The organism is Streptomyces sp. NPDC026500 (genome assembly GCF_055567635.1).
On record NZ_JBVHQB010000017.1, the window covers coordinates 143,331 to 169,328 of the forward strand.

Genomic DNA, 25,998 nt, shown 5'->3' on the forward strand with positions numbered 1-25,998 from the left:
ACGACACCGAACCGGGTGTTCCGGTCGGGTGCCGTGCCGGTCGTGGGGCGCGGTGCGCCGTGTGTCAGGCGTCCGAGCGGACGAGACGGTAGGCGGCGCCGGCCAGGGCGAGCACGGTCCAGCCGAGGAAGACCACGAGCCCGGCGGTGGGCGACAGGGTGGTCGAGTCGTGGGTCAGCGCGAACATCGACTGGCCCGCGTTGCTCGGCAGGTACGGGCTGATGTTGTCCTGCCACGAGCTGGGCAGCAGTGAGATCAGGCCGGGCACCAGCATCAGCGAGGCGACCAGGACCGAGATGCCACCGGCGACCGAGCGGAGCAGGGCGCCCAGGGCGGTGCCGATCACGCCGACCAGACCGAGGTAGAGGCCCGCGCCCAGCAGGCTCCGGACCACGCCCGAGTGGGACATGGTGAGGGCCGCGGGCGTGCCGGAGACGATGCCGCTGTCGATCGTGAACGCGACGAAGACGCCGATGGTGGAGACGACGAGGGCGACCAGGCCGAACACCGAGGCCTTGGACCACAGCACCGGCAGACGGCGCGGCACGGCGGCCAGCGTGGAACGGATCATGCCCGTCGAGTACTCACCCGCGGTGATCAGCACACCCAGCACACCGAGCGCCAGTTGCGCGAAGTTCGTGCCGAACACGGAGAGGCTGAGCGCGGTGGCCCCGACGTCGTCCCGGTGCAGGGGACGGCCCGAGTTGAGCTCGGACTTGTAGTGCGCGGCGGCGATCACGCCGAACGCGACGAGGAAAAGCAGTCCGAGGCCGAGGGTGATCCAGGTGGAGCGCAGCGACCACAGCTTCGCCCACTCGGAGCGCAGCACACGGCGCCCGGTGACCTTGTACGTCGGGCGTGCCGCCCGCACCGGTGCGGGCGCGGGGCTGTCGGTGACGGTGACGGTGCTCATGCCGCCCTCCCAGGGGCCTCGACGGTGGCGCTGGCGTGGTACTCGACAGCGTCGCGGGTCAGATCCATGAACGCCTCTTCGAGAGAGACGGTCCGGGAGCTGAGCTCGAACAGCGGGATGCCGTGCTCGGCGGCCTTGAGACCGATCGCCCGCGGGGTCAGACCCGTCACCTGGAGCTCTTCGGATCCGGCAGCACCGGTGATCTCGACGCCGGGGCCTGCCAGCACCTCGCGCAGGCGGGACGCCTGGTCGGTCGCCACGGTGACGGTGTCACCGCCGGCCTGCTGGATCAGTTCCCGCACGGTGGTGTCGGCCAGCAGCCGCCCACGTCCGACGACGATCAGGTGGTCGGCGACCAGCGCCATCTCGCTCATCAGGTGCGAGGAGACGAAGACCGTACGACCGTCCGCCGCGAGCCCGGTGAGCAGGTTGCGGATCCACAGCACGCCCTCGGGATCCAGTCCGTTGACCGGCTCGTCGAGCATGATCGTGGCCGGGTCGCCGAGGAGGGCCGCGGCGATGCCGAGGCGCTGGCCCATGCCGAGGGAGAAGGCGCCCGCGCGCTTCTTTGCCACGGTCTGGAGGCCGGTCAGCTCGATGACTTCCTCCACCCGGCGGCGCGGAATGCCGTGGGTGTAGGCCTGGGCCATGAGGTGGTCGAAGGCGGACCGGCCCGGGTGGATCGACTTGGCCTCGAGCAGCGCGCCGACTTCCTGGAGCGGCGCCGCGTGCTGGGCGTAGTGCTTGCCGTTGACCGTGACGTTGCCGCTGGACGGCGCGTCCAGTCCGACGATCATGCGCATGGTCGTGGACTTGCCTGCGCCGTTCGGGCCCAGGAAGCCGGTGACGGTGCCGGGCTTCACGACGAAGTCCAGCTGATCCACCGCCGTCTTCTCCCCGTACCGCTTCGTCAGCTGATGTGCCTCGATCATCGATGTTCCCTTACGTTCGGGGGCAGGCCCCCCACCTGACTGCTCACCCTCAACGCTAGGAGACCATCGCCCCGGATCCGTGGCACCTGAGAGCTGGCTTGCCGGGCGGCCCGTAGTACCGCGGTATCACTCGGGTCGGGCGCTCGGATGACAGACCGGGGAACCGGCGGACGTCGACGCGCGCCAAAATGGCAGGGCTGACAATTGACAGGCCCGGCGCCAGTGGTGAGGGTGTCACCATGCCAGAGAGAACCGAGAAGCCCGGTCTGCGTGAGCGGAAGAAGGACGAGACCCGGCGCGGACTGCGCGAGGCCGCCGGGCGGCTCTTCGCCGAACACGGGTTCGCGCAGACGACGGTGGCCGACATCGCCGCGGAGGCGAACGTGTCCGAGCGGACCTTCTTCCGCTACTTCGACAGCAAGGAAGCCCTGCTGCTCCCGGACGGGATCGAGCTCTTCGCGCGCATAGAGGAAGCCTTCCTGGCCCGGCCGGAGAGCGACACCCCCCTCGAAGCGGCCTGCGGTGCCATCACCGACGCCGTGTCCTACTTCGCCACCAGCAGCCTGACCGCGCTGGCCCATCCGCTCGGCGAGATCCGCGAACAGGCGCGCGAAGGCCTGGCCCGGCAGTTCCAGCAGTTCGAGGCAAGGCTCACCGAACTCGTCCTGGAGCGCCTCCCGTCGGGGGCTCCGGACGCCGACCTGCAGGCCGCCGTGATCGCCAACTGCGCGCTGTCGGCCGCGCGCGCCGTCCTGCGCACCCTGCGCAACCGTCGTACGGCCGGAATTCCCGTGGAACCCGACCGCCTGCTCCCGCAGGCGTTCACCTTCCTGACCATGATCGGAGCCACCACCTCGTGAGCCGTCGCCGTCGCGTCACCATCACCGCGATATGCCTGACCGCCGCCGTCGTGGGAGCCGCGGCCGCCGACCTCGTCGTCGAGCACAAGGTGCAGCGCCGGGTCGCGGAGGCCGCCCAGTGCCGTCTCGGCGCGACCGGAGGCGTGCAGGTCGACCTCGACGACACACTGGCCGGGCTCGAGGCGCTCACCGGCACGGTCGGCGCCGTCCATGTCAGCGCCGACGGTGTGCGCCGCCAGGGCACCGACATGGACGTCGACGTCTACCTGCGTGACGTGTCGACGGGCGGCGCCACCTCCGGCGGAACGGCCACCGCCACCATCGCGTACGGCGCCCTGGACAAGACGGTTGGCGCGCAGGGCGGTGCCGACGCCGGCGCGAGCGGGCTGAAGACGGGCACGGACGGCACGCATCTCACGCTCACGGGCGCCGCGGGCAGCGCCGGTATGCCCGTCACGGTGGTGACGAACCTGTCCACCACGGCCCACAGCCTCACCATCACCCCCGCCGACGTCCAGATCCTCGGCCGCCAAGTGCCGGTGTCGGCGCTCTCCGCGCTCCCGGGCGCCGCAGGCTTCGCCGACAAGCTGAAGCCGCGCACCATCGACATCCACAAGCTCCCGGACGGCGCCACACTCGTCGGCGCCCACGCCGGAAGCGACGGTCTCGTCCTGGACTTCAAGGTGTCGTCCGGCGGTCCGAAGGCGGCGGTGAAGACGGCGAAGGCGGGTTCCGCCTGCGTTTCCGGTCGGCGGCAGGCCGACAGCTGACGGTCGATCCGTCGTCCGCCCCGGGGCGCCGCGCCCATGTCCGGAACCGGGCGGGGCCGGGGTGAGAACGGTTCCGGCCGGGCAAGGGCCGGGCGCTGACCGGGTGCTGAGGGGTGGCGGTCGGGCGCTGACCGGGTGGCGGTCGGGTGAGGAGCCGGGCGGGACCGTTCAGGAAAGTGGCACGACTGACAATTGACGTCCCTGCCATCTTCCGGGTTAAGTTGTGGCAGTCCTGCCACTTCTTTGGAGGCGCAGTGTCCCTTCCCCCTGCCCCCCGTCCGACGGTCCTGCACCGCACGGGCGCCTTCTGTGCCCGGCACCCCGTGTGGGTGATCGCCGCCTGGCTGCTGGTCCTGGCGGCCGCGTTCGCGGGCCGGCACGCGGTCGGGGCGACCTACGGCGACGAGGTCAGCCTTCCCGGCAGCCAGGCGAGCATCGGCGCGGACCTGCTGGAGAAGTCCGACCCGGCAGCGGGCGCGGCGAGCGGAAAGGTCGTGTTCCACGTCGGCTCCGGGAAGGTGTCCGACCACCACGCCGGGCTGGAGACGACGCTCGACCGCCTGAAGCATCTGCCCCATGTCACCGCCGTCGCCGCACCGGTGACCAGCTCCGACGGCGCTACCGCCTACGCCACGGTGTCCTTCGACCAGAAGCTCAAGTCCCTCGGCCACGCCTACACCGAGCGGCTCGACGAGGCGACCGCTCCCGCCAGGGACGCCGGGATCGGCGTCGGCTACGGCGGCGACCTGCACGACATCGTGCGCGCGCCCGCCGAGGACGCCGCCGCCGAGGCCATCGGCATCAGCGCCGCGCTGATCGTGCTGCTGCTCGCCTTCGGCAGCGTTGCCGCGGCCCTCATGCCGCTGGTCACCGCCCTGATCGGCGTGGGTGTGGGACTCGGTGTGGTCGGCATCGTGGCCGGCACCCTCACCTTCGCCACCTCGGCACCCACGCTGGCCACGATGATCGGGCTGGGCGTGGGCATCGACTACGCGCTCTTCCTGATCACACGGTTCCGTCAGTACCTGATCGACGGGCACGATCCCGAAACGGCGGTCGGCCGCACAACCGCCGTCAGCGGCAAGGCCGTTCTGGTCGCCGCCGTCACCGTGGCCGTGGCCCTGCTCAGCCTGTACGCCTGCGGTCTGACCATGATCGGGCGGCTGGGTCTCGCCGCCACCGTCGCGGTGGTCGTCACCGCCGTCGCCGCGCTCACCCTGGTGCCCGCGGCCATGGGGCTCGTGGGCCGCCGGATCGACGTACTGCGCGTCCGCCGTCGGCCGGTCGCCGAGAGCGCCGGGGACCACGACGGATGGCACCGTTACGCGCGCATGGTCGCCCGGCACCCGTGGAAGTTCTTCACCGCGGGATTCGTCCTCGTCGCCCTCTGCGCGATCCCGTTGTTCTCGATGCGCCTCGGGCACATCGACGACGGGGCGGATCCGGCGGGCAGCACCACCCGCGACGCCTACGACTGGACAGCCGACGCCGACGGTCCCGGATTCGGGCCGGGCGTCAACGGACCCTTCACCCTCGTCGTCGACCTCGCCGACGCGACCGCGTCCGCCGACCGGGTCGCGGACCGGCTCGCCGACGGTCTGACGAAGACGGACGGCGTCGCCCGCGTGACACCACCGCGGCCCAGCCCGGACGGCAAGGTGCTCGTCACGACGGTCGTCCCCGCCACCGGCCCCCAATCGGCCGACACGGGCGCCCTGTTCGCCACCCTCACCGACACCGCCGTGTCCGACGCTCTCAAGGGCACCGGCGCGACAGGCCATCTGACCGGCAGCACCGCGGGCCAGCTCGAATTCCGCGACACCGTCACCGAACGCCTGCCCCTCATCATCGGCATCGTGCTGGTCGCCGCGTTCCTGCTGCTGACGCTCGTCTTCCGCAGCCTGGTGATCCCGCTCAAGGCGGTCGTCCTCAACCTGCTGACGACCGGCGCGTCGTACGGCATCCTGGTCGCCGTCTTCCAGTGGGGCTGGGGCGACGACCTGCTCGGCATGAGCGAGCCCGTACCGATCGAGTCGTACGTCCCGATGATGATGTTCGCCATCGTCTTCGGGCTCTCGATGGACTACGAGATCTTCCTGCTCTCCCGCATCGCCGAGGAGTGGCATGCGACCCACGACAACGAGCGGGCGGTCGGCACCGGTCTCTCGCTCACCGGACGGGTCATCACCTGCGCCGCGCTCATCATGACGGCCGTGTTCCTGTCCTTCACCGGCTCACCGGCCGTCGTGGTGAAGATGCTCGCGCTCGGCCTCGCCGTCAGTGTCGTCCTCGACGCCACCGTCGTCCGCCTCGTGCTGGTGCCGTCCCTCATGTTCCTTATGGGGCGGGCCAATTGGTGGCTGCCGCCCTGGCTGGACCGCCGACTGCCGCACACGACCGTCTGATACCGGCGAACGCGGGCGGGCACGGCTCCCCGTGGCCGCGCCCGCACCGGCCCTTGGGTGTCCGGGAGTTGATGTCCCGGCGTCGCTTTCCCGGCACCGCTGTCCTGGCGCAGGGTCCGTCGGCGCTCGCGCACGGGCGGTTGCCGGGCCCGGTCAGGCGCGGACGGCTCCGTGTGCGACCAGACTTCTCCCGCAGTCCACTACCGTCCGGCGGGCTGGACGCGGTCGCCGGCCGAGGACGCGCCCCCCGCTCGAGGCCCCGCGGCAGTGGTTCGACGAGGTCGCCTGTTACGGCCGGCTCAAGTACGGCGTCGCCGAGGTCATCCACGCCGTGACGGATCGCGGCCTCGACGACGAGTACTACGAACCCTTTCTCCGTGCCATCACCGTGCTGCTCGATGCCGGAGCCGCCGAGGGCACGCTCAAGGGCGGTCTCGATCCCGAGGACGTCCTGCTGCAGCTCAGCGTGTTGTGGATCGATCCGGCGCGCGGCGGCGACGTCCGCGCCGCACGGATCCTCGACCTGATCGTCGACGGCCTCCGCCGGCCGCGTCCCGAGCCGACGATCTGACGAATCCCGTCCCTGTCGCCGGACAACTCGTACGCCTCCGGTCGAGCCCGACGTCATCCCCGCCCATCGTCCGCGCCGTCGGCCGGGAGGTGCCGATGTCGGGTCCTGCCGCCCGGGTCGTTATCATCCGATAGAGATGCTTTCTTAACATTTCTTTCCTTGTGTGGCTTTTCTTCCGGGGTGGTCGATGTCCCGCAAGCCCCCGACGGGCGACGACGACGAGCTGCTGGCCCGGCTCGGGTCGCTGACCGCCCAGGCGCGTGAACGCGCGGAGTTCCAGCGCTCGCAGGTCGAACTGGCCATCGCGCTGCAACGCGGCATGCTTCCGGGAGACATGCCGTCCGCCCCAGGATTCGACGTGGCCGTCCAGTACGCGCCCGCCTGCTACGGCCTCAACGTGGGCGGGGACTGGTACGACGCCTTCAGGCTGCCCGACGATCGCATTGGCCTGTCCATAGGTGACGTACAGGGCCACAACATCGAGGCCGCCGCGTTCATGGGACAGGTCAGGGTCGGTCTGCGTGCGCTCGCCTCCGTGACGAGCGACCCGGGAGAGATCCTCGCCCGGACCAACGACCTCATCCTGTCCATCGGCGCCGACCTCTTCGCGACCTGCACCTTCATGCGGCTCGACCCGGCCACCGGCGTGCTGGAGACCGCGCGGGCCGGGCACATACCCAGCGTCTGGGCGACCGCGGACGGCAAGTCCGGCATCGCCGAGGACGAAGGGGGGCCGCCGCTCGGCATCGAGGCGGGGATGCAGTACCCGGTGACCCGGCACCGGCTCACCACCGGCGGAGTCTTCGTCCTGCTGACCGACGGCGTCGTCGAGGGACCTTCCATGAGCGTCGACGAGGGACTCGACCAGGTCGTGCGGCTCGCCGGCATCGCCGCCGTCGCGGGCCTGTCGGCCGGTGCGCTGGCCGCCGCGGTGATCAGGGGCGCCGAGCGTGTGGGACACGAGGACGACGCGGCCGTACTCGTGGTCGGCCACGGCGCGCCGACCGTCCGGCCCCCCGGGGACGCGCCCACCGCCCGGCCCCCTGGGGACGCGACCCCCGTCCGGCCCTAGGGACGCGACCCGCGTCCGGTCCCGGGGACGCCACCCCCGTCCGGTCCCGGGGACGCCACCTGCCTCCGGCCCCCAGGGGCGCCACCCCCGTCCGGCCCCCAGGGACGCCACCCGCGTCCCGCCCCAGGGACACCACCCCCGGTCCGGCCGCAGGACCCGCTCGCCTCGCCGACCGGGCCCCGGCGGTGTCTGATGGCTCTGTGGTGGCTACACACGAGCTGCGCCGATCGGCCGTCTTCGCAGTTCAGACTCTGGTGATCGCTGCCTGCTACTACGGAGCAGGGCGGCTGGGACTCCTGCGGCGGCTCTCCGTCGAGGGAGCAGTGTTCACACCCATCTGGCCGCCCACCGGCGTGGCTGTCGCCGCCCTGCTGATCCTGGGGATCCGGTCGTGGCTCGGGATCGCGATCGGGGCCCTTCTGGTTGTCCTCTCCCTCTCCTCGTTCTCCTCGTTCCAGCCCTCCGCGCTGGGCATCGTCGCGGGCAACACCGTCGCCCCGATCTGTGCCTACCTCCTGCTGCGCGGGGTGCGCTTCCGCTCCGATCTCAGCCGATTGCGCGATGGCCTCGCCCTGGTGTTCCTGGCGGCCCTGGGCAGCATGATGATCAGCGCGACGGTGGATGTCGGTCTGCTGGTGCTCACGGACAAACTCGCCGCGGCCGGCTTCTGGGCGGTCTGGCTGGCTTGGTGGGTGGGTGACGCGATGGGGGTTCTGATCGTCACCCCGGTGCTTCTGATGCTGTACGCCGTACGCGCGCCGGTGAGCCTGACACGATGGAAGGAGGCCGCCGTACTGCTGGTCGCGGTCTGCGTCACGGTGCCGATCGCCACGCGCAATTCCATCAGTCTGCTGTTCCTCATCTATCCGCTGCTGATCTGGGCGGCGCTGCGCTTTGAGCTCCCGGGCAGCCTGGGGTGCGCCCTCTTCGCCTCCGTCATGGCCACCGTCGCGGCCACGGAGGACGTCGGTCCGTTCCACCGGCTGAGCCACACCGAGATCATGTTCAAGCTGCAGGCCTTCAACGGAACCATGGCCCTGACAGCGCTTCTCCTGTCCGCCGTGATCACCGAACAGCGCAACACCAGACGTTCCGTCGAACTGGCCTGCCAGGAGCTGGTTCAGGTGCTGGAACACCTGACCGCCGGGAACCCCATGCCCAGACCGCCCCCCACGCCCAGACCCTCTCCCGCGGACGACGACGGACTGGGCTGACGGCGGGGGAGGGGCGGGGGGAGGCTCTCTGCCGTTCCGGTCCGTCCGCCGCTCCGTCGCCGGCGCCGCCGTCACCCGAAGGTGCCCGGCCGCCCTCGCGAAGGGATGCGGCCCAGTGCCGCCTACGGCAGCCGTCGCGACGGCTGCCGTACCGCCGTGGAGCCCGGTGGGGAAAGATGAGACCACCAGCGAAGAACCACCGATGTGGAGGTGCGGGCACATGCAGCACGAGCGAGCGGGCCGTACGGCCGGCCCCGAGGATCTCGTCGACGTAGCCCGGTTGGTCACCGCGTACTACGCGCTCCACCCCGACCCGGCCGAACCCGGCCAGCGCGTCTCCTTCGGTACGTCCGGACACCGCGGTTCGTCACTGGCGACCGCGTTCAACGAGGACCACATCGCCGCGACGAGCCAGGCCATCTGCGAGTACCGCGACGGCCAGGGCATCGACGGCCCGCTCTTCCTGGGCGCCGACAGCCATGCGCTCTCGGAGCCCGCGAAGGTCACCGCCCTGGAAGTGTTCGCGGCCAACGACGTGTCGGTGCTCCTCGACAGCGCGGACGGTTACACGCCCACTCCGGCGGTCTCGCACGCCATCCTCACCCACAACCGCGGACGGTCCTCGGGTCTCGCGGACGGTGTGGTGGTCACCCCCTCCCACAATCCGCCGGCCGACGGCGGCTTCAAGTACAACCCGCCGAACGGCGGCCCGGCGGCCTCCGAGGCGACCTCCTGGATCCAGGACCGGGCCAACGAACTCATCAGGGACGGCCTCAAGGGCGTACGGCGCGTCACCTACGCCAGGGCGCTCGCCGCTCCCGGCACCGGCCGTCACGACTTCCTCGGCACCTACGTGGCCGATCTGCCCCAGGTGCTCGATCTGGACGCGATCCGCGCGGCCGGCGTCCGGATCGGCGCCGACCCGCTGGGCGGGGCCTCGGTCGCCTACTGGGGGCGCATCGCCGAGCAGCACGCACTGGACCTGACCGTGGTCAACCCGCTCACCGACCCCACCTGGCGGTTCATGACGCTGGACTGGGACGGCAAGATCCGGATGGACTGCTCGTCGCCGTACGCGATGGCCTCGCTCATCGAGCGGCGCGACCGTTTCCAGATCTCCACGGGCAACGACGCCGACGCCGACCGCCACGGGATCGTCACCCCGGACGCCGGACTCATGAACCCCAACCACTATCTCGCCGCCGCCATCGCCTACCTCTACACCCACCGGGAGCAGTGGCCCGCCGACACGGGGATCGGCAAGACCCTGGTGTCGTCCGGAATGATCGACCGGGTCGCCGCCGATCTCGGCCGTCAGCTGGTCGAGGTGCCCGTCGGATTCAAGTGGTTCGTGGACGGGCTGGTCGACGGCTCCATCGGATTCGGCGGGGAGGAGTCGGCGGGCGCCTCCTTCCTGCGCCGCGACGGCTCGGTCTGGACCACCGACAAGGACGGCATCATCCTGGCCCTCCTCGCCTCCGAGATCACGGGAGTGACCGGAAAGACGCCCTCCGAGCACTACGCCGGGCTCACCGCGCGATTCGGCGAGCCCGCCTACGAGCGCATCGACGCCCCGGCGTCCCGCGACGAGAAGGCCCTCCTCGCCAAGCTCTCACCCGCCCAGATCACCACGGACACCCTCGCCGGGGAAGCGGTCACCGCGGTCCTCACCGAGGCCCCGGGCAACGGCGCGCCCATCGGCGGAATCAAGGTGACCACCGAGAACGCCTGGTTCGCGGCCCGCCCGTCGGGTACCGAGGACGTCTACAAGATCTACGCGGAGTCGTTCCGCGGAACCGATCACCTCCGCCAGGTGCAGGACGAGGCGAAGGCGGTCGTCTCGGCGGCACTGGCCGGCTGAGAGCACGCCACCGGCGCCGCGGTCCCCGCGACCCGGCGCCGGCACCCGTCGACCGCGCGGCGCACGGAATTCCCTGCCGAGGCGCGCGGTGTTCGGCGTTCCGTGCCGAGGCGGGCGGCGTTCGGCGTTCCGTGCCGAGGCGGGCGCTGTTCGGTGTTCCGTGCCGATGTGCGCGGTGTTCAGTGTCTGTGGCGCCATGTAAGGCGTGTGCAGCGCCGCGTTCGAGGTGCGTGGCACGTCTCGCGGATCTCGCCGCCGGGCGGTTCGGCGGCATGATGGCCCGCATGCGCATCCGTATCGACGCCATTGACCTGCCCGGCCTCACGTGCCCGGCCCCCGAGGGCCGCACCGTCTCGGCGTACGACAACATCCACGTGGCTGTGCAACGCCGCGACCGCCCGGGCGAGCTGCTCGATCCCCAGCCGGGCGACGGCGCGTCCGCGACCTGGACCCTCGAATGCACCGCGACACCCTCGCCGACGGGTGTCGAGGTGAAGGGTCCCTATGTGCAGGACCGACTGGGCCACCGGTTCATCTATCTGTCGTGGGGCACCGTCGACGAGGCGGGCGTCTTCAGCATGTTCCGCCGCGCCAAGCTCATGATCGACGCCGTCCCCTCCGACGTACTCGCGGCGGCCGCGCGCGAGGGTCTCCTCGTCGGGCGCCTGGGCCTGACCGACGAACGCGGCAACCCGCGATGCGCCCGCGTCGTACCGCCAGAGATCGAGTGGACCGCCGAACACGCCGGTTAGATCCCTGCGCCGCCCCTGAGGCGATGGCGGCCGACCGACACGCCCATGCCATCGCAGTTAGAACCTATAACGAAAGCTCTTGACGTTCACACCCGTGAGTTATAGCTTCTAACTAAAGCGATAGTCGATAACTCGCGCGAAGCGCAGTGGAGGTCGTCATGAACGCCGAAGGGCTCGTCGAGGTCGTCCTGCCGGGCAAGGTGGAGCCGGAAGGGCTGGAGATCCGGCACGGCGCCGTCCCCGTCGCGGGCCCCGGCCAGGTCGTGATCCGGATGGAGGCGACCGGTGTCTCCTTCGCCGAGCAGCAGATGCGCCGCGGGCGGTACTACGACCAGCCGCCGTTCCCCTTCGTACCCGGCTACGACCTGGTCGGCACGGTCCTCACCACCGGCCAGGGAGTCGACCCGGGGCTTGCCGGCACCCGGGTGGCCGCTCTCGTCAAGGTCGGCGGCTGGGCCAGTCATGTGCGCGTGGAGGCGGTGGACGTGGTGCCCGTGCCCGACGGGATCGGCGCCGCGGAGGCGGAGACCGTGGTCGTCAACGGCATCACCGCCTGGCAGATGCTGCACCGCAAGGCACGGGTCCGGGCCGGACAGACGGTCCTGGTGCACGGTGCCAACGGCGGCGTCGGCTCGGTCCTGGTCCAGCTCGCGCACGCCGCGGGCGCGAAGGTGATCGGTACGGCCTCCGCGCGCCACCACGACGCGCTGCGGGAACGGGGCGTCACCCCTGTCGACTACCGCACCGATGACGTCGCCGCCCGCGTCCGCGAACTCGCCCCCGGTGGCGTCGACGCCGTCTTCGACCATGTCGGAGGTCACAGTGCCGTCGACTCCTGGCACCTGCTCGCCCCCGGCGGCACGCTCGTCTCCTACGGCAGCGCCTCCACCCGGGACGACACGGGGTCCAAGCAGGGGCCCGTGCTCAAGCTGCTCGGCCGGGTGTGGCTGTGGAACGCCCTGCCGAACGGCCGCCACGCGTACTTCTTCAACGTCTGGGCGGGCCGGGCCCTGTCCAAGAACCGCTTCCGGGCCCGGCTGCGCGCCGACCTCACACAGGTCTTCACCGCCCTCCAGCAGGGTGACGTCACCGCGCAGATCGCCGCCCAGCTGCCGCTGACCCGCGTAGCCGAGGCCCTGCGGCTGGCCGAGTCCGGCACCGTCGCCGGAAAGGTCGTCCTCAATCCGTAGGGCCATGCCTCGACACGCCTGACAGCAGCTCTTCCCTCCCTCTCCGAAACGCGAGGACCTGCCATGCCCGACACCTGCGCCACCCCTCCGCGCCGCCGGATGCTCCTGCTCGCCCCCGCCGCGCTCGCCGCTCTCGGGCTCACCGCCACGACGGCCGCCGCGGACACCTCGACGACCGGCTCGTCCGCACGGACGGTCTCCGGCGCGGGCCGTCACGGGACCGCCCGGAAGACGAAGGCGATGCTCGACGCGTGGCTGCGCCTCTGGAACGGCGACCACACCCAGGCGCCGGGCATCATCTCGGCCGACTTCCGCGTCCACGCCGCGCTCCTCGACGGCGGCGACGGCAGTGCCATCCGGGGTGCCGACGGGCTCGTGGCCTGGATCGGGCAGACCCGTGCCGCGTTCCCGGACCTGCGCTTCGCGCTGCAGGTCGCTCCCTTGGTGGACGGCCGGTACGCGTCCCTGCGGTGGACGGCGACCGGCACCTACGCCGGCGGCTTCCCCGGCGCCAAGGCCGCCCCGGGCACCGAGGTCGCCTTCACCGGTACCGACACCCTCCGCATTCGCGACGGGAGGTTCGTCGAGTACTGGGTCAATTCCGACACCCTGCAGCTCCTCACCCAGCTCGAAGTCCTCTGAAGCACGCCCCCGTTCCGAGGTGCTCGTGAACGGGGGCGTGGCCACTTGCCCGCGCGGGCCCGGCAGCCGCGTGTCAATGTGGTTTCAGGGCCACGTGGCCGCGAGACCGTCAGGACTTCGGGCGCCAGGCCCTCAGACCGCCGAGTCGTCGGACCGACGAGGCAGAAAAGGAGACAGCGCGTGGAGGATAGGGAATTCATCCAAGCGGTGTCGGAGCGCACGGGCCTGTCGCGACAGGAGTCGGCGGATCTGACACGCGCCACGCTGGAGACGCTTGCCCACCGGCTGAGCGGCAGCAAGGACCGGGCCCTGGCGCTGGAGCTCCCGGAAAGCCTGGCCGAGTCCGTTCGGCGAGGTGCCACCTCGGCCATCGAGGTCTTCGGCTACGACGAGACCGTACGGCGTGTCGCCGAACGCAACATGCTCAAGAAGGACGAGGCCGACCGTGGCGTCCGCGCCGTGCTCGTGACGCTGCGCGACGCGATCAGCGACAAGGAATTCGGCAACATGATGTCGCAGCTCGGAGCCGAGTTCTCCAACCCGGTCGAGGAATTCGTCGGCTGACGCGCCGGCCCTTCTCGCGGGCACACGATTCCGGAAGTTCCGTTCCCGCGTCCGATCAAGGCGTCGCCCTCCGAGCGGACAGCCCCGCGGTACCGCAGTAGCGCTCTCCCCGCCGTAGCCTCGCGCCAAGCTGTCGCGTCGCGGCAGGGCAGCCACTGGCCTCACCCGGCAGTCCCGGCACCGTGTGCCGGGCTGTCGGCATGTGGGCCCCTGGACCGCAGACGTGCTCCGCGGTCCGCAGGTGCCGCACGAGCCGCCGCAGATCCCTGCCCCTTCGCGCCGGGCCGCCTTCGGGCCGGACCGCCGCTGGGGCCGGGCGGCCGTTCGAGCCACGCACGCCGGTGACTCCGGTGCGCCGTGCGGTCCCTGGGCGCGGGTTCGCGTGCCTCGCTGCCCGTGGCCGGACACCGATGTACCCCGTCGGGGTCCCGTCGCAGCCCCGATATCCTCCAGTCTTCCTCCTCGTCTCCCACTTCGGGTGCCGGCCAGGGAGCAACGAGACGCGCACGACGCCGTGTTGATACTCAAGGACGCACTGTGCCTGCGGCAGGGACCGGCCCTCGCGGGTGCGTTCCCCGGCCCGTCGCTCCCGGCGGCAGCGCACTCACTGGAGGAACCACGGCCGGCGGCCGTCGAACAACTGGCCCGTGCCTAAACCACGTTGGGGGAGCACGACCGTGCCGCGGCCGTCCTGCGCACGGAAGCGGTCGTCCACCCCATGCGGGAGCCTGCGGCGGCCCCCCTGATGCCGCTGATCCTCCGGGGCGATGCCCTCCAGCAGAACACGGTCACATCAACTCACCCCGGGCCATCGGCCACGACCCCGGCAACGCCCGGTAGCGCCGGGTACTTCGGGGGCCGGGCGGGGCCGCGTACTCGCAGGGCGGCGGTGAGCGGGCCGACGTGCGACGCAACAGCCTCTCAGCGTGCTCGAATTGGCCCGGCCGAAGTGGCGGTCGATGATCCGGCCATGAGATCCGAAGTGCGGGCGTTCGTCGATGACGGTCCGCTCCCGGACTGGGACGCGAGCGAGGAAGAGATCGACGCACGAGTCCGGCAACTCGAAGGAATCGCCCGGCCGGTCACGGCGGAAGAGGCGGCCGCGCTGGTCGCCTGTTTCGGCCCGGACGACTGTTACGGCGTCGCGTGGACGCTCCTGCACCTGATCGAGACGGGTCCGAACCCGGTCCTGGCCACCCGCCCCGCACCCCACGCGAACGAGTGGCATCACCGGCTCTACGACCGCGCCGTCAACGGCGGGCTCGTCCAAGAACCCGACGGCACGGCCGCCTGAGGCGGCCGTAGCCGTCCGTTCCGGCGTCCGACAACCTCTACGACTGCTCCTCGACGACCATCTCGCCCAGGAGTGACCAGTCGTCCTGAGGGATCTTCATGTTCACGATGCGCGGCGTCGCGACCAGGTGAGGGGGCAGGGTCTGCTGAGCGGCCTTGAAATGCGCGGACTGGACGTGGGACGCTCCGGCCTCGTCGTCCCGGAAGGCCTCGACCAGGACGTACTCCGTCGGATCATCGAGGCTCCGGGACCAGTCGAACCAGAGACAGCCGGGCTCGGCGCGGGTCGCGGCGGTGAAGTCGGCTGTGATCTGAGGCCACTTCTCCGCGTCTTCGGGGCGGACGCGGAACTTGACGGTAATGAAGATCATGAAGGCTCCTCGGGTATGTGTTGAGTCATTCTGTGCTGTCTGCGGCAGTTGAACACCATGGGCCCGCAGGCCGACCGGGGGAACCTCCACGAGGAGGCCCTGAGCACGGGGCCCGCGAGAGCCTCCGTCCGGTGCTGAATTTCCCTACGGCCGGGTCTGACCATTCCCGCCGGGCCCGCGGCGCCTGGCCGCACCTCGCCGCGTTGTCGGGCACGCCCGAGTACGCCCATTACGAGGGCGAGACTCCGCCTTGCGATGCACGGCACCGGACGCCGCGGCCTGATCCGACGCGCATGGTCAGACAGGCCCTAGTCGCGTCCGACCGCCGTGCAGACGCAGACTCTGTTTCCCCCCGGGTCGGCGAGCACGGTGTACGACGGGGAGTGGGAGTCGTCGACCACCGTGCCCCCGGCGGCGACGGCGGCCCGAATGCGCGTCCCCGCCGTCTCGGGGGCCAGCCAGAGATCCATGTGCCAGCGCTGGCGCGGGGTCTCGTGGGCATCCGTCCGCTGGAACCACACGCTGGGGACACGGTTCGTCGGGTCGAAGACCGTGTCGTACACCGTGTTGTCGGCGTCTCCCGTGAGCAGGGCCGCCCAGAAGGGGCCTGCCGCCGTGTCGTCAGCGGTGTCGAGGGCGATCTCCAGCTGGGTCACCTCTTCAGGGGCAGCGGTCAGCCCGTGTTCGCGGGCGAGAGCCGAGATGACGCGAGCCAGCTCCAGGTCCTTCGAGGTGACCCAGCGGGCACCGCTCTCATCGACGCTGAAAAGGCTCACATCAACCAGACCGGGCGCCGACCTGATGTCCGGGACGCCATGTCCGGCGGAGACCGACGCCTGCGCGACAGCGCCCACGAAAGCGGCCCCCCAGCCGGTATCAGGGGCCCGGTAGCGGGCGGCGAGGGGCTGAGCGAGCTTGCGCCAGTCGTTCAGCCCGTGCGCGATCGATTCAAGAATCTCGCGGTTGCTGATCTTGTCCATGTGCCCATGTTTCCAGGCTGCCTTCCGTGCCACGAGAAGCTGTCCGAACGAACCGTCAGACGACGGGCCGTTCCCCCTTCCCGCCGGATGCCCCGGGTTCGGGGCGTTCGTCGGTGAGTTCGGGCTCCAGGCCCTCGCCGACGGCGGCAGGGCGCCTCCCCGCGTCGGCACGCCATGCCTCGAAGGCCCACGCGGTGAGGGCGACGACGGCCAGACCGAGCAGCCAGCCGCCCACCACATCACTGAACCAGTGCACACCCAAGGCGACGCGGGTGAAGCCGACCCCGAGGACGGAGAGCACAGCGGCGCACCAGCACAGCGCTCGCCGGGAGGGCGGCACCACGGGCAGCAGGACCAGCAAGAGGATGGCGAACGAGGTGGTGGCGGTCATCGCGTGGCCCGACGGGAAGGAGAAACCGGGGGCCCGTGCCACCGGATCCTCCAGCGACGGACGTGCCCGCTCGACGACCGTCTTCACCAGGAGCCCGATGACTCCGCCGGCGACGGCGGTCACCGCGGACCAGGCGGCCAGACGCCATGCCCGGCGGTACAGCAGCCAGACGGTCAGCAGCGCAACAGCCGTGCGCAAGGTGAGCGGGTCCCAGACCCGATCGGAGAGGAAGCGCAGCGTACTCGTCCAGGCGGGATGCTCCAGGGCGATGCCGTGCAGCCGCCGGGCAGCGCCCGCGTCCAGCCGGCGCAGAGGCTGCCATTGTCCTTCCACGAGGACGAGGAGCAGACCGAAGGGCACCGCGGCGATCGCCGCGACGGTGGCCGAGCCGAGGAGCCGGGCGCCGAATCTGCGGTCGGCCGCCCGGCGGCGACGCTCTCGCAGGTTCCGGACCGTGACGCGCGCCGTCATTCAGACTCCCGGATCGGGGTGGATCGGACCGGGGCGCCGGGCGCGTGAGGCCTCCAACTGCGCGGCGAAGGACAGCCCGAGGAAGAGGGCGATCGATGTCAGGTAGGCCCAGAGCAGCAGCGACATGAAGGCGCTGAGGGGGCCGTAGACCGTGTCGAACGAGCCGCTGACCCCGAGGTAGAGGCTCAACAGCCAGGTCAGCGCCGTCCACAGCACCAGATACACGGCGGCGCCGAAGGCCAGCCAGGTGTATCCGGGTTGCCGGCGGCGGGGCGAGCGGCGGAAGATCGCGCTGGCCGAGAGGAGGGCGAGGAGCAGCCCGAACGGCCAGCGCAGCATGTCCCAGGCGGTCTTGGCGCCTCCGTCGAGGTGGTAGACGGTCACGACCGCGGACGCCAGGTCGCCGCCGGCCACCATCAGGACGAATCCGAGGCCGAGCGGGATTCCCGCGCTCAGGGACATGACCAGGCCGCGCAGATACTTCCGGTGGAATACGCGGTCGCGCTCGTTGCCGTAGATCCGGTTGGCACCGCGCTCTATCTGGCACATTGCGGTGGTCACGTTGACCAGGGAGAAGGCCAGACCGAACCACAGCGCGACCTGTGCCCCGTCGCCCGCCGTGTGCCGGCTGCGGCGCAGCGCGTCGTCGACGACGTCGGCGCTCGGGCCCGCGGCGATCCGGCGGATCGTCAGCTCGGCGACTCTGCCGATGTCCTCGGTGTGCAGGGCCGAGGAGAGACCCACGAACGCGATGGCGAGCGGGATCAGGGCCAGTACCGTCTGCAGGGCGAGCGCCCGGGAGTGGCTGAACCCGTCGGCGTAGCGGAAACGGATGAACGCGTCGCGCAGCAGGGGCCAGCCGCCGTAGCGGCGCAGGGACGCCAGTGCCTCGTCGGCGGAGAGCTCGTCTCCGGTCATGGCGCGGGTCTCGGGGACCTTGGTCGCGGTACCCATTCACTTCTCCCGGGCGGGCAGCAGGACGGTCAGCGCACCGGGCTCGACCTCGGCGGTGAGGCGGCGGCCGAGGCCCACCGGATCCCCGTCGAGTTCCCGGGACTGAGGGGTGTCGAAGGTGAGTTCGGCGCGTCGGAAGGTGAAGAACTCGACGGGCACCCGGCGTTGGGCGGCGCCATCGGCGGGGATGGTGTGCACGGCGGACGGCCGGGGCGACTCGGCGCGGCCGCGCAGCAGCGTCCGCACGGCGCGCAGCCAGCCGCCCGGGCCGCGCGGGTCGAGGACCAGAAGGTCGAGCAGCCCGTCGTCGGGACGTGCCGCGGGCAGCAGGGTCATCCCGCCCTGCACGGTTCCGACATTGCCGACGAGCACCATGCGGGCCGTCCGGCGGATGGCGGGGGATCCGTCCAGCCGGATCGTCACCCGCATGCGGGGGGTGCGCAGCGTTCCGATCGCGGCCAGGGTGTAGGCCGGCCAGCCCAGGTGGGCCTTGGCGCGCGGATCGGTGTGCTCCATCATCGCGGCGTCGAGGCCCGCCCCGGCCATCGCGGCGAACCGGTTGGCGGTCAGGCCGTCGCCCTCGATTCTGCCGAGGTCGAGCCGGTGCGGACCGCCGCCCAGCGCGGCGTCGAGCGCGGCGGTGGGGGAGAGCGGCAGACCGAGATTGCGAGCCAGCAGGTTGCCGGTGCCGCACGGGACGATGGCCAGGGGAACATCGCTCCCGGCCAGCGCGTCGGCGACCGTGCGGACGGTCCCGTCGCCACCGCAGACCACGACCAGGGTCGCGCCCTCGCGGACCGCGCGGGCCGTCTGCCCGGCCCCGGGATCGTCCGCGGTGGTCTCCAGGAACATGAGTTCGCGGTGGCCGTGCCGTTCCAGGGTTCGCCGCAGCTCGTGGCGCTCGGACTCGTCGGTCACCGTGGGATTGAGGATCACGGCTGTCGTGCCGGATCGGCGCTCATCGGCGGTCCGTGCGGCGGGGACGCCGCCCGCGGACGGCGCGGCGGTCACGGACCGGTCGACGAGCAGGGCACGGCCCACGATCAGCAGGGACAGCCCGCCGTTGGCGAGGCCGCCCAGGACGTCAGTGGGGTGATGCATGCCCCGGTAGAGCCGGGCGGCGCCCACGATCAGCGGCAGGAGCAGCAGCAGTCCGGCCACGACCCTGCGCCACGGCCCGCGGATCCGGGACAGCGCGACCACCGCCAGACCCGCGTAGAGCGCGGTCGCAGCCCCGGTGTGTCCGGAGGTGTAACTGGAGGTGGGAGGCGAGGCGTCGAGGCGGTCCACGTCCGGCCGGTTCCGGTCCACCGACTCGGTGATGGCCAGGAAGACCAGCGACTGGAGCGAGACGGCGACGGCGAGGAAGATCGCCTGGCGCCACATCGGCAGACGGGGCAGCAGGAGCAGGCCGAGGCAGGTCAGAAGCGTGACGGCGATGACCGTGAGGGTGTTGCCGGCCTCCGAGGCGACGGACGACAGCGTGGTGAGGGTGCCGGTGCGGGCCCGTTCGAGGCGCTCGTTCACGGTGTCCTCGGCCGTCAGCGGCCACAGTCCGCGGGCGGGACCGGTGATCAGGAGCCCCATGCCCACCATCAACGCCGCCTGGCACGCGGTCAGCGCACCGATGCGTGCGGTGGTCCCGCCGGTGCCCCGGGGCAGTGCGAACGAGCGGGCGGAGCCCGTGGCTTCGGTGCGGCTGCCGGACGTTCCGGCTGTTCTGTCCGGTACGGCGGTCGGCATCGGGGACTCCCAGGGGCAGCGCGGTGCGGCCTGATTCCGCCCGGGCCGCGCTTCCTCCCGGGTCCATCGCCGTTTGCCCCGGAACGCCTCGGACAGGCCTGGCACGCCGTGGAATTGGGCGAAGGCCCCGGTTCGAGCGGGTGTCCCGCAGCCGGGCGCCGATCCGGGTGAGCGGCTCGCCGCCCCTGGTGCGGAGAGCCCGACCGGATCGCACGCGCAGGCGGAGCCCGTTGACCGGTCCGAAGACCGGTCAACGGGCTCCGCGGATCGGCTCAGCCGTGATACGAGATGTAGCCGTTGCCGTCACGGTCGTTGGCCGACTTGGTGTACGAGTGGACGTCGGCGCGCGCGCCGGACGACTTGTACAGGTAGATGGTGTCCTTGTCGTTGTTCCAGATGAAGTTGCAGTTCTGGCGGTAGACGACGTTGTTCGTGTCCGAGTCGGTGCCGTACCCGCCCCGGAGCTTGATGTAGTCCCCGGGCTGGAGGTAGTGGTTCGCGGGGAACGTGAACTTGTGGCCTGCGGCGTCCTTGACGACGTAGCCCTTCAGATTCACGGTCGTGCTGGACGAGTAGTTCTTGATCGTCAGGTACTCGTCTCTCGTGTTGCCGCTGGAGCAGCTGTTGGAGTCCCGGCCGGGCGCGTCGTACTGGACGCCCTTGATCTTCAGCGCGGACGAGTACTCCGTGGCCTGGGCCGGGGCCGCGGCGATGGCGGCGAGCGTGCCGGCAGCGGCGGCGGTGACAGCCAGGACGTGGCGAATACGCATGAGGATTCCCCCCTCGGTGGTGCGGATGAAGCTCCAGGAGCATACCGACGATGTGATCGGCGGATGGCGGAAATGTGTGGGACGCGTAAACGCCCTCGCGCTGCGGGTGTCCCGTGCCGCCCGGCGGACGGACCTGCCGATTCGTCGGGGGAGCCCGCCGCCGTGACCGCCGACCTGCTGTGACTTCTCCCACCTCCTCTTGTCCCGACAAGGAAGGCATACCTAAGTTCTGTCCCATGGCCCCACAGAATCCCCCGCTCCCGGAAGGCCCCGGCGACGCCGACACACCGCGCTCCCCGGGTGCCGGTCGACCGGGCGCACCCGCGCTGGTCGATTTCGCCATCGACCTCACCTCTCAGGAGGTTCTGCGGCAGGCCCAGGTCCTGGCCGCCCTCGGACCCGACTGGGACCCGATGGAGGTAATGCGCGGAGAGGAAGCCGCGTACGCCCTCCTGTACTCCGGTCTCGACGAGGAGCAGCAGCGCGTCTACGACGGCCTGGTCGCGTCCGGCGTGCTCCCCCGGCGTGGAGGCGACAGTGCTGCCGCTTGACCCGCAGGCGGACATCGGGCGCCGCGCCTGGGTGGCGTGCCCGAACTGCGCCGACAGTCGCGGGTGCGCGTCGTGCGAGCAGCGGCGGTCGTGCTCCGACCACTGGCGCTACCTGCTCTCCACCACGGGAAGCCTGCTCCACCTGCAGTGCCCTTCGTGCACCCATGTCTGGGTCCACGAGACCGGATTCGGCGCCACCCGCTCCCTGTGGAACCGCCTCGCGGGCCGCCGCCCCGAACGCTGACCGGCGGGCAGGCGACGCGAGGCCAATTCTTTGCCCACCCCCAAGGAACCGCATGTCACGGCGGGGATATCCTCAAGGGCCCCAGGCGGGTCGAACTTGTCCGATGCGCCGCTGTGGGAAGATCGCAACCCCGCACGACAGCAGTCCGGGCCCGTGCACGCCATCGCTCGTAGATTCGACGACGCTCGCGGCCCACCGGTGGATGACGGACCGGCCCGCGCGGGTAAAGAAACTATGCGCACCAGCGCGAACATCCCACTGCCGAAGGACTGCCGGTCTTGGACCTCCCACACTCCGAATCTGCTGCCGCGCGACGTCCGGGACGTACTTGGACCGTCCGCATCTCCGGCCACAGCGACCGCACCGCGTCGGTCACGTGCTCCTCTCCCTGTGCCATGCCGCCGCGGTCCCGTGACCTCGCCTCGCTGCGCCGCTTCGCCGAGGCCCACGTCGGGGCGCATGCCCGCGCGGCCACCGTGCATGCGGACGCCGCCTGCGCCTGCAGGCAGACGCAATGCGCCTCCCACGAGGACAGCCAGGTGCACTGCATGGGCAGTGTGCTGCTGGTGCTGCGCCATGATCCGGCCATTGCCCAGGTGTGGACCCTGATGGAAGTCTGCGCCGCCTGCGCCCCGTTGATGACGCACACCCGCGTCGTGGGCCGTGCCGTGCCCCGCACCCGCACGCCGTCCGCACCCACCGCGCCGTCCGCTCCGGCGGCGACCGCCGGTGCCCCTGCGGTCGCCCCCGCGGTCCCCGGCGGATTCAGTGCCCCGAGCGGGCCCGGTTTCAACAGCGCGGACGCACCGCCGGCCCCGTCACGGCGCCGCGCCGGCGGCCGTGGCCGCCCCCAGCCCCGACAGGGCCGACGGGATCAGGGCAGATCTCGCGGCTGACCATGTCCGCAGCCGGCTGACCACGGGCCCCACCCGCAGTCGGCTGACCATGGCCCCAGCCCGCTGACCACGGCCTTAGTGGTCGACCGACCACGGTCCACGGCGGTCGGCCGTGGTCCCATCGTGGCCGCTCGCCCCGCTGCCGATCGTCGTCGACCGGTGGCCGACCCGACCCGGGCGAAGGCGAAGCCCGGGTCCCCTTCCACCCCTCGGCGGGAGTGCGCTGCGCGCCGGTCCGACCGATCCGACGACCGGACGACCCGAACGGTGCGCCCGGCCTGCCCAGGGTTCCCCTCGGTCCTCACCCGGCCCGCGCATGAGCGCCGGCGCCCATATGTCCGTCGGCGACGCGGCGTACGCGCATGTCGCCCCGGAGGCGGGCGCAAGGCCAGGATCGGGGCATTTGCGTGAACGGCACCGACTCGGTTGAGAGTTCATCATCGACTGAAAGGCGTTGCAGAGTTTTGCGCAATTCTTGCAGGCGTTGCAGGGTGGCACCGCGCAGCGGCTCCAAGGCCGCTGCTTCGCCGACATGAAGGACGCCACCATGCTCCCCGTCAGCCGCTTCGTACCCTCGCACCGGCTCAGGACGGTCCTGGGTCTGTCCGCCGCCGTTCTGGGCCTGTTGGGTGCGACCGGCGCACCCGCCACCGCGCGCGACGCCGGCCGGGGTCCCCTCGCCGACGACGTCGTCCATGCGGCAGCCGTTTTGGACTGCGTCCACTACTACAGCGACTGGCGCTACACGACCGTCGTCAACGACTGCGACACCACCGTGAACGTCACCGTCGAGTACACCGACGGCCAGGGCGCCCCTTGCCGCACCCTGCTTCCCCAGGCCATCGCCACCTTCGCGGGCTACGGCCCCCAGCTCAACTACGTCACGGGCCTGAGCACCTGCACGCCGGCGGGCGTGTGAGGTCGTCGCACCTCGTGCCGACCCGGGCGACGGTCTCCCCCTCGCCCGGGTCTCCGGTCCGTGCGGGCGGGCCGAGCGCCGTCACGCGGCAGGGCTGTCCAGGGGCCGGAGTTCGTCGGCGTACGAGACGGAGACGCGGCGCATCAGACCGTCCTCGGCGATGTCGTACTGCCCCAGGCGCCACAGCGGCGGCGAGTAGGCGTGCAGGGAGACCGCGTCGTCGGTGGCGCCGGTGAGGCGGTGGATGTGGTCGGGGCCGAAGCAGAACGAGTCACCCGCGCCGACGCCGACGGACAGGTGACGGCCGCCGATGCGGGGGTTGGACTCGATCAGGGCGCCCTGGACCACCCGGACGGCACCTGAGGAGACGTCGTGGTCGTGCCAGCCGGTGTCGTTCCGCCGGGTCCAGCACAGCAGCCAGACGTCGACGTACTCGTCGCGGTGCAGGGAGGCGTAGTGCCGCTCCTCGTGGGAGAAGGCGATCCGGTCGCGCCAGAGCTCGGGCCGGGCGGCGAGATCGTCGACGAGCCGCTGGAGTTCGTGCTTGTCGAGCGTGCGGTCCGGCAGGGAGGAGTACGTCACGGCGAGGTGCCCTTCCAGGAGTGGTCCGCCGGGCGGCTCAGGTGCGGCCGTACAGCAGACGGGCGGGGTTGACGGTGCGCAGGGCGTGGACGGCGGCGTCCGCCCCCAGGTCGGGGATGATGGGCGGCGCGTACGGCCGGTCGCTTCCGCCGACGACGACATCGATGCCGACGGCCCGGACGAGAGCGTCCACGGCCCGCGTGCCGTACGAGGAGGTGTCGTAGAAGACGTCGAAGTCGACCTCGCCTCGGCCGCCGCCGCGGGCCGCGAGCCGTTCGCCGTGCAAGGGGGCCAGGCCGGCGAGTGCGGCGAAACAGACACGCAGTCCCGGATGGCGGGCGCGGCCGAAGGCCCGGAACGCGAACCACGCACCGTGCAACTGCTGTTGGTAGGGGACCAGGGCAGACCACCAGGGCGGGGCCTGGGGGGTGGGCGGGGCCTTGCCCGGATGGACGAACAAGGGTTTGTCGAGGTGGGTGAGCAGGTCCAGGTACGGGGCGCAGTCCCGCCGGCCTGTCGCGTCCAGGAGTGCCGTGGCCGGGAGTTGAAGACCCACACAGCCCCGGCGCAGCTCGCGCTCCACCGCCCCGGGGTCCGGCTCGCTCAGACAGGGGGAGGCCCAGGCACCGAAGGGTGCGGGGAGGGTGAGTGCCCCCTCGTGGAAGGCGCTCAGCAGCGGCAGGGCTTCGGCCGCCGGCAGGTACTCGATGCCCAGTGGACTGGAGAGGGAGACCAGGGCGAGGCCGAGGCCGTCGGCGGCGGCCAGACGGGTACGGGCGTCGATGTCGTGGTCGGCCGGGTCCACCTCGTAGGGCGGCTCGCCCTCAAGACGCAGCGTCCAGCCGTCGAGGTGCGGCGGCGTGGTGCGCGCACGCAGCAGACCGACGAAGTCGGGCGGCCAGATGTGCTGGTGGACGTCGATGTGCACCCTGAAGTCCTTGAGGAGTCCGTGCGGTGACTGCGCGGGAGTGGCATGGGTTAAGCGCTTCAGTGATGCGCTTCACTTAAGCGCTTAACAACGAAGCGTGTCAAGCGCATGCCCACGCTGCGGACGCGGCCCGGTAGGCTTTCCGGCATGGTCAGGCCTCAGAAGCGCACCACCCTCAGGGAGGTGGCCGAGGCCACCGGCCTCTCCACCGCCGCCGTCTCCTACGCCCTGCGCGGCAAGCACGTCTCCAAGGAGACCGAGGAACGCGTACGCAAGGCCGCGGCCGAACTCGGCTACGAGGCCGACCCCATCGCCCGAGCCCTCGCCAGCGGCCGGACCAGCATGGTCGGCGTGCTCGCCGGCGACCTCCAGGATCTGTGGCAACAGCAGCTCATGGCGGCCATCGGCCGGGAACTCCTGGCCGGCGACCGCTATGCGCTGATCCTGGACGCGGGCGGCGATCCCGACCGGGAGCTCGTCCTCGCCAAGCAGCTGCGCGATCAGCGCGTCGACGCGCTCGTGGTGTCCCCGGTGAACCCGGCGGCGGAGGCGTGGGGGGCGATCGCCGACGCACTGCCGGTCGTCGCCGTGGGCGACTCACTGAGCCGGGCGCGCACGGCCGGGCAGGTCATCTTCGACAACCGGGCCGGGATCGACGCCGTACTGGAGTACCTCCACGGTCTCGGCCACAGCCGGGTGACCGTGCTGACCCCGACCCGGCCGAGCACGCCCGACCGGCCCGCCGACGTGTATGTGCGCGAGGCGGCCGACCGGATAGGGCTGCGCGCCGAACTCGTGCCCTGCCCGCAGGAGTTGGGTGCGGCGACCGTTGTCGCACGGCGGGTCCTGGACGGGGACCGGCCTGCCACGGCCGTCTTCTGTTTCTCCGACTCCCTGGCGTACGGGGTGTACGCGGCGGCGGCGGAGGCGTCACTCGTCGTGGGGCGTGACGTCTCGGTGGTCGGCTTCGACGACCACCCGGTCTCCCGGGTCCTCACACCGCCGTTGACCACGGTGGGCTGGGGACTGACGCAGATCGCCGCGGAAGCCGCCCGCTTGACCGCTTCCGCGATCGAGGGGAAGCGGGCGCGCAGAAAGCGGATCCTGTGCGCTCCGGTGATGTGCGCGCGCGGATCCGCCGTGGCCGTCTGAAGGCCAC

The 25,998-nt window shown here is 71.3% G+C and carries 28 protein-coding genes; 18 read left to right on the top strand and 10 right to left on the bottom strand.

What is annotated here, in order from left to right:
• Positions 1-64 precede the first annotated feature (64 nt).
• Positions 65-913, bottom strand: coding sequence for an ABC transporter permease (locus ACZ4N5_RS28545; protein ID WP_467759903.1), 849 nt, complete (start codon positions 911-913; stop codon positions 65-67).
• The gene (locus tag ACZ4N5_RS28550) at positions 910-1,845 is read right to left on the bottom strand and encodes an ABC transporter ATP-binding protein (RefSeq protein ID WP_467759904.1); all 936 of its coding nucleotides are present in this window, start codon (positions 1,843-1,845) and stop codon (positions 910-912) included. The genes ACZ4N5_RS28545 and ACZ4N5_RS28550 overlap by 4 nt, the downstream gene beginning before the upstream one ends.
• A gap of 239 nt (positions 1,846-2,084) precedes the next feature.
• On the opposite strand from ACZ4N5_RS28550, the gene ACZ4N5_RS28555 reads away from it, so the two are divergent.
• From ACZ4N5_RS28555 to ACZ4N5_RS28610, 12 genes are all read left to right on the top strand, one after another.
• Positions 2,085-2,705 carry a TetR/AcrR family transcriptional regulator gene (locus tag ACZ4N5_RS28555; RefSeq protein WP_467759905.1) on the top strand — a complete coding sequence of 207 codons (621 nt, stop codon included), beginning with the start codon at positions 2,085-2,087 and terminating at the stop codon, positions 2,703-2,705.
• On the top strand, positions 2,702-3,475 hold the full coding sequence (locus ACZ4N5_RS28560) for an LmeA family phospholipid-binding protein (protein ID WP_467759906.1): 774 nt from the start codon (positions 2,702-2,704) through the stop codon (positions 3,473-3,475). Before ACZ4N5_RS28555 ends, ACZ4N5_RS28560 begins: the two co-directional genes overlap by 4 nt.
• 254 nt (positions 3,476-3,729) lie before the next feature.
• On the top strand, positions 3,730-5,880 hold the full coding sequence (locus tag ACZ4N5_RS28565) for an MMPL family transporter (protein WP_467759907.1): 2,151 nt from the start codon (positions 3,730-3,732) through the stop codon (positions 5,878-5,880).
• Between the two features lie 31 nt (positions 5,881-5,911).
• A complete protein-coding gene (locus ACZ4N5_RS28570) occupies positions 5,912-6,451 on the top strand; it encodes an SbtR family transcriptional regulator (RefSeq protein ID WP_467759908.1) in 540 nt (179 codons plus the stop codon).
• Between the two features lie 187 nt (positions 6,452-6,638).
• The gene (locus tag ACZ4N5_RS28575) at positions 6,639-7,523 is read left to right on the top strand and encodes a PP2C family protein-serine/threonine phosphatase (RefSeq protein ID WP_467759909.1); all 885 of its coding nucleotides are present in this window, start codon (positions 6,639-6,641) and stop codon (positions 7,521-7,523) included.
• Positions 7,524-7,723: 200 nt separating this feature from the next.
• Positions 7,724-8,737 carry an MASE1 domain-containing protein gene (locus ACZ4N5_RS28580; protein ID WP_467759910.1) on the top strand — a complete coding sequence of 338 codons (1,014 nt, stop codon included), beginning with the start codon at positions 7,724-7,726 and terminating at the stop codon, positions 8,735-8,737.
• A gap of 220 nt (positions 8,738-8,957) precedes the next feature.
• The gene (gene pgm / locus ACZ4N5_RS28585) at positions 8,958-10,598 is read left to right on the top strand and encodes a phosphoglucomutase (alpha-D-glucose-1,6-bisphosphate-dependent) (RefSeq protein ID WP_467759911.1); all 1,641 of its coding nucleotides are present in this window, start codon (positions 8,958-8,960) and stop codon (positions 10,596-10,598) included.
• Positions 10,599-10,870: 272 nt separating this feature from the next.
• A complete protein-coding gene (locus tag ACZ4N5_RS28590) occupies positions 10,871-11,350 on the top strand; it encodes a DUF5990 family protein (protein WP_467759978.1) in 480 nt (159 codons plus the stop codon).
• 158 nt (positions 11,351-11,508) lie between these two features.
• Entirely contained in the window at positions 11,509-12,540 is a 1,032-nt protein-coding gene (locus ACZ4N5_RS28595; protein ID WP_467759912.1) for a medium chain dehydrogenase/reductase family protein, read from the top strand.
• Between the two features lie 63 nt (positions 12,541-12,603).
• Positions 12,604-13,182, top strand: coding sequence for an ester cyclase (locus tag ACZ4N5_RS28600; RefSeq protein WP_467759913.1), 579 nt, complete (start codon positions 12,604-12,606; stop codon positions 13,180-13,182).
• Between the two features lie 180 nt (positions 13,183-13,362).
• Positions 13,363-13,746, top strand: a complete 384-nt coding sequence (locus ACZ4N5_RS28605) for a DUF2267 domain-containing protein (protein WP_467759914.1) — start codon at positions 13,363-13,365, stop codon at positions 13,744-13,746.
• A gap of 970 nt (positions 13,747-14,716) precedes the next feature.
• Positions 14,717-15,040 (top strand): hypothetical protein, encoded by a 324-nt coding sequence (locus tag ACZ4N5_RS28610; RefSeq protein WP_467759915.1) that lies wholly within the window; start codon positions 14,717-14,719, stop codon positions 15,038-15,040.
• A 37-nt stretch (positions 15,041-15,077) separates the two neighbouring features.
• Here ACZ4N5_RS28610 and ACZ4N5_RS28615 read toward each other — a convergent pair whose 3' ends face one another.
• The 5 genes from ACZ4N5_RS28615 to ACZ4N5_RS28635 form a co-directional block, all read right to left on the bottom strand.
• Positions 15,078-15,410, bottom strand: a complete 333-nt coding sequence (locus ACZ4N5_RS28615; protein ID WP_467759916.1) for a putative quinol monooxygenase — start codon at positions 15,408-15,410, stop codon at positions 15,078-15,080.
• A gap of 308 nt (positions 15,411-15,718) precedes the next feature.
• Positions 15,719-16,390, bottom strand: coding sequence for a VOC family protein (locus ACZ4N5_RS28620; RefSeq protein ID WP_467759917.1), 672 nt, complete (start codon positions 16,388-16,390; stop codon positions 15,719-15,721).
• Between the two features lie 55 nt (positions 16,391-16,445).
• Complete coding sequence (locus ACZ4N5_RS28625; protein ID WP_467759918.1) at positions 16,446-17,252, bottom strand: phosphatase PAP2 family protein; 807 nt, start codon at positions 17,250-17,252, stop codon at positions 16,446-16,448.
• Entirely contained in the window at positions 17,253-18,206 is a 954-nt protein-coding gene (locus ACZ4N5_RS28630; RefSeq protein ID WP_467759919.1) for a YihY/virulence factor BrkB family protein, read from the bottom strand.
• The gene (locus tag ACZ4N5_RS28635) at positions 18,207-19,793 is read right to left on the bottom strand and encodes a bifunctional phosphatase PAP2/diacylglycerol kinase family protein (RefSeq protein WP_467759920.1); all 1,587 of its coding nucleotides are present in this window, start codon (positions 19,791-19,793) and stop codon (positions 18,207-18,209) included.
• On the opposite strand from ACZ4N5_RS28635, the gene ACZ4N5_RS28640 reads away from it, so the two are divergent.
• Entirely contained in the window at positions 19,792-19,983 is a 192-nt protein-coding gene (locus tag ACZ4N5_RS28640) for a hypothetical protein (RefSeq protein ID WP_467759921.1), read from the top strand. The two genes, ACZ4N5_RS28635 and ACZ4N5_RS28640, sit on opposite strands and share 2 nt — an antisense overlap.
• A gap of 238 nt (positions 19,984-20,221) precedes the next feature.
• Here the strand turns inward: ACZ4N5_RS28640 and ACZ4N5_RS28645 are convergent, their stop codons facing one another.
• A complete protein-coding gene (locus ACZ4N5_RS28645) occupies positions 20,222-20,719 on the bottom strand; it encodes a lamin tail domain-containing protein (RefSeq protein ID WP_467759922.1) in 498 nt (165 codons plus the stop codon).
• Positions 20,720-20,955: 236 nt separating this feature from the next.
• On the opposite strand from ACZ4N5_RS28645, the gene ACZ4N5_RS28650 reads away from it, so the two are divergent.
• From ACZ4N5_RS28650 to ACZ4N5_RS28665, 4 genes are all read left to right on the top strand, one after another.
• Positions 20,956-21,270 carry a DUF6400 family protein gene (locus ACZ4N5_RS28650; protein WP_467759923.1) on the top strand — a complete coding sequence of 105 codons (315 nt, stop codon included), beginning with the start codon at positions 20,956-20,958 and terminating at the stop codon, positions 21,268-21,270.
• The gene (locus ACZ4N5_RS28655) at positions 21,257-21,514 is read left to right on the top strand and encodes a hypothetical protein (protein WP_467759924.1); all 258 of its coding nucleotides are present in this window, start codon (positions 21,257-21,259) and stop codon (positions 21,512-21,514) included. Before ACZ4N5_RS28650 ends, ACZ4N5_RS28655 begins: the two co-directional genes overlap by 14 nt.
• 395 nt (positions 21,515-21,909) lie before the next feature.
• A complete protein-coding gene (locus ACZ4N5_RS28660; RefSeq protein WP_467759925.1) occupies positions 21,910-22,410 on the top strand; it encodes a hypothetical protein in 501 nt (166 codons plus the stop codon).
• A gap of 484 nt (positions 22,411-22,894) precedes the next feature.
• On the top strand, positions 22,895-23,329 hold the full coding sequence (locus tag ACZ4N5_RS28665; protein WP_467759926.1) for an alpha-amylase: 435 nt from the start codon (positions 22,895-22,897) through the stop codon (positions 23,327-23,329).
• Positions 23,330-23,410: 81 nt separating this feature from the next.
• Here the strand turns inward: ACZ4N5_RS28665 and ACZ4N5_RS28670 are convergent, their stop codons facing one another.
• Positions 23,411-23,911, bottom strand: coding sequence for a cysteine dioxygenase (locus tag ACZ4N5_RS28670; protein WP_467759927.1), 501 nt, complete (start codon positions 23,909-23,911; stop codon positions 23,411-23,413).
• A 37-nt stretch (positions 23,912-23,948) separates the two neighbouring features.
• Positions 23,949-24,839 carry an amidohydrolase family protein gene (locus tag ACZ4N5_RS28675; RefSeq protein ID WP_467759928.1) on the bottom strand — a complete coding sequence of 297 codons (891 nt, stop codon included), beginning with the start codon at positions 24,837-24,839 and terminating at the stop codon, positions 23,949-23,951.
• Positions 24,840-24,986: 147 nt separating this feature from the next.
• On the opposite strand from ACZ4N5_RS28675, the gene ACZ4N5_RS28680 reads away from it, so the two are divergent.
• Complete coding sequence (locus ACZ4N5_RS28680) at positions 24,987-25,991, top strand: LacI family DNA-binding transcriptional regulator (protein ID WP_467759929.1); 1,005 nt, start codon at positions 24,987-24,989, stop codon at positions 25,989-25,991.
• Positions 25,992-25,998: the final 7 nt, after the last annotated feature.

What these genes read in the sequence shown, in the direction of transcription:
- ACZ4N5_RS28635 (WP_467759920.1), bottom strand. Translation starts at nt 19,793, where the DNA reads ATGGGGCTCCTGATCACCGGTCCCGCCCGCGGACTGTGGCCGCTGACG.
- ACZ4N5_RS28595 (WP_467759912.1), top strand. Translation starts at nt 11,509, where the DNA reads ATGAACGCCGAAGGGCTCGTCGAGGTCGTCCTGCCGGGCAAGGTGGAG.
- ACZ4N5_RS28650 (WP_467759923.1), top strand. Translation starts at nt 20,956, where the DNA reads ATGGCCCCACAGAATCCCCCGCTCCCGGAAGGCCCCGGCGACGCCGAC.
- ACZ4N5_RS28660 (WP_467759925.1), top strand. Translation starts at nt 21,910, where the DNA reads ATGCCGCCGCGGTCCCGTGACCTCGCCTCGCTGCGCCGCTTCGCCGAG.
- ACZ4N5_RS28680 (WP_467759929.1), top strand. Translation starts at nt 24,987, where the DNA reads ATGGTCAGGCCTCAGAAGCGCACCACCCTCAGGGAGGTGGCCGAGGCC.
- ACZ4N5_RS28600 (WP_467759913.1), top strand. Translation starts at nt 12,604, where the DNA reads ATGCCCGACACCTGCGCCACCCCTCCGCGCCGCCGGATGCTCCTGCTC.
- ACZ4N5_RS28590 (WP_467759978.1), top strand. Translation starts at nt 10,871, where the DNA reads ATGATGGCCCGCATGCGCATCCGTATCGACGCCATTGACCTGCCCGGC.
- ACZ4N5_RS28575 (WP_467759909.1), top strand. Translation starts at nt 6,639, where the DNA reads ATGTCCCGCAAGCCCCCGACGGGCGACGACGACGAGCTGCTGGCCCGG.
- ACZ4N5_RS28645 (WP_467759922.1), bottom strand. Translation starts at nt 20,719, where the DNA reads ATGCGTATTCGCCACGTCCTGGCTGTCACCGCCGCCGCTGCCGGCACG.
- ACZ4N5_RS28625 (WP_467759918.1), bottom strand. Translation starts at nt 17,252, where the DNA reads ATGACGGCGCGCGTCACGGTCCGGAACCTGCGAGAGCGTCGCCGCCGG.
- ACZ4N5_RS28615 (WP_467759916.1), bottom strand. Translation starts at nt 15,410, where the DNA reads ATGATCTTCATTACCGTCAAGTTCCGCGTCCGCCCCGAAGACGCGGAG.
- ACZ4N5_RS28620 (WP_467759917.1), bottom strand. Translation starts at nt 16,390, where the DNA reads ATGGACAAGATCAGCAACCGCGAGATTCTTGAATCGATCGCGCACGGG.
- ACZ4N5_RS28610 (WP_467759915.1), top strand. Translation starts at nt 14,717, where the DNA reads ATGAGATCCGAAGTGCGGGCGTTCGTCGATGACGGTCCGCTCCCGGAC.
- ACZ4N5_RS28555 (WP_467759905.1), top strand. Translation starts at nt 2,085, where the DNA reads ATGCCAGAGAGAACCGAGAAGCCCGGTCTGCGTGAGCGGAAGAAGGAC.
- ACZ4N5_RS28640 (WP_467759921.1), top strand. Translation starts at nt 19,792, where the DNA reads ATGCCCACCATCAACGCCGCCTGGCACGCGGTCAGCGCACCGATGCGT.
- ACZ4N5_RS28550 (WP_467759904.1), bottom strand. Translation starts at nt 1,845, where the DNA reads ATGATCGAGGCACATCAGCTGACGAAGCGGTACGGGGAGAAGACGGCG.
- pgm (WP_467759911.1), top strand. Translation starts at nt 8,958, where the DNA reads ATGCAGCACGAGCGAGCGGGCCGTACGGCCGGCCCCGAGGATCTCGTC.
- ACZ4N5_RS28630 (WP_467759919.1), bottom strand. Translation starts at nt 18,206, where the DNA reads ATGGGTACCGCGACCAAGGTCCCCGAGACCCGCGCCATGACCGGAGAC.
- ACZ4N5_RS28545 (WP_467759903.1), bottom strand. Translation starts at nt 913, where the DNA reads ATGAGCACCGTCACCGTCACCGACAGCCCCGCGCCCGCACCGGTGCGG.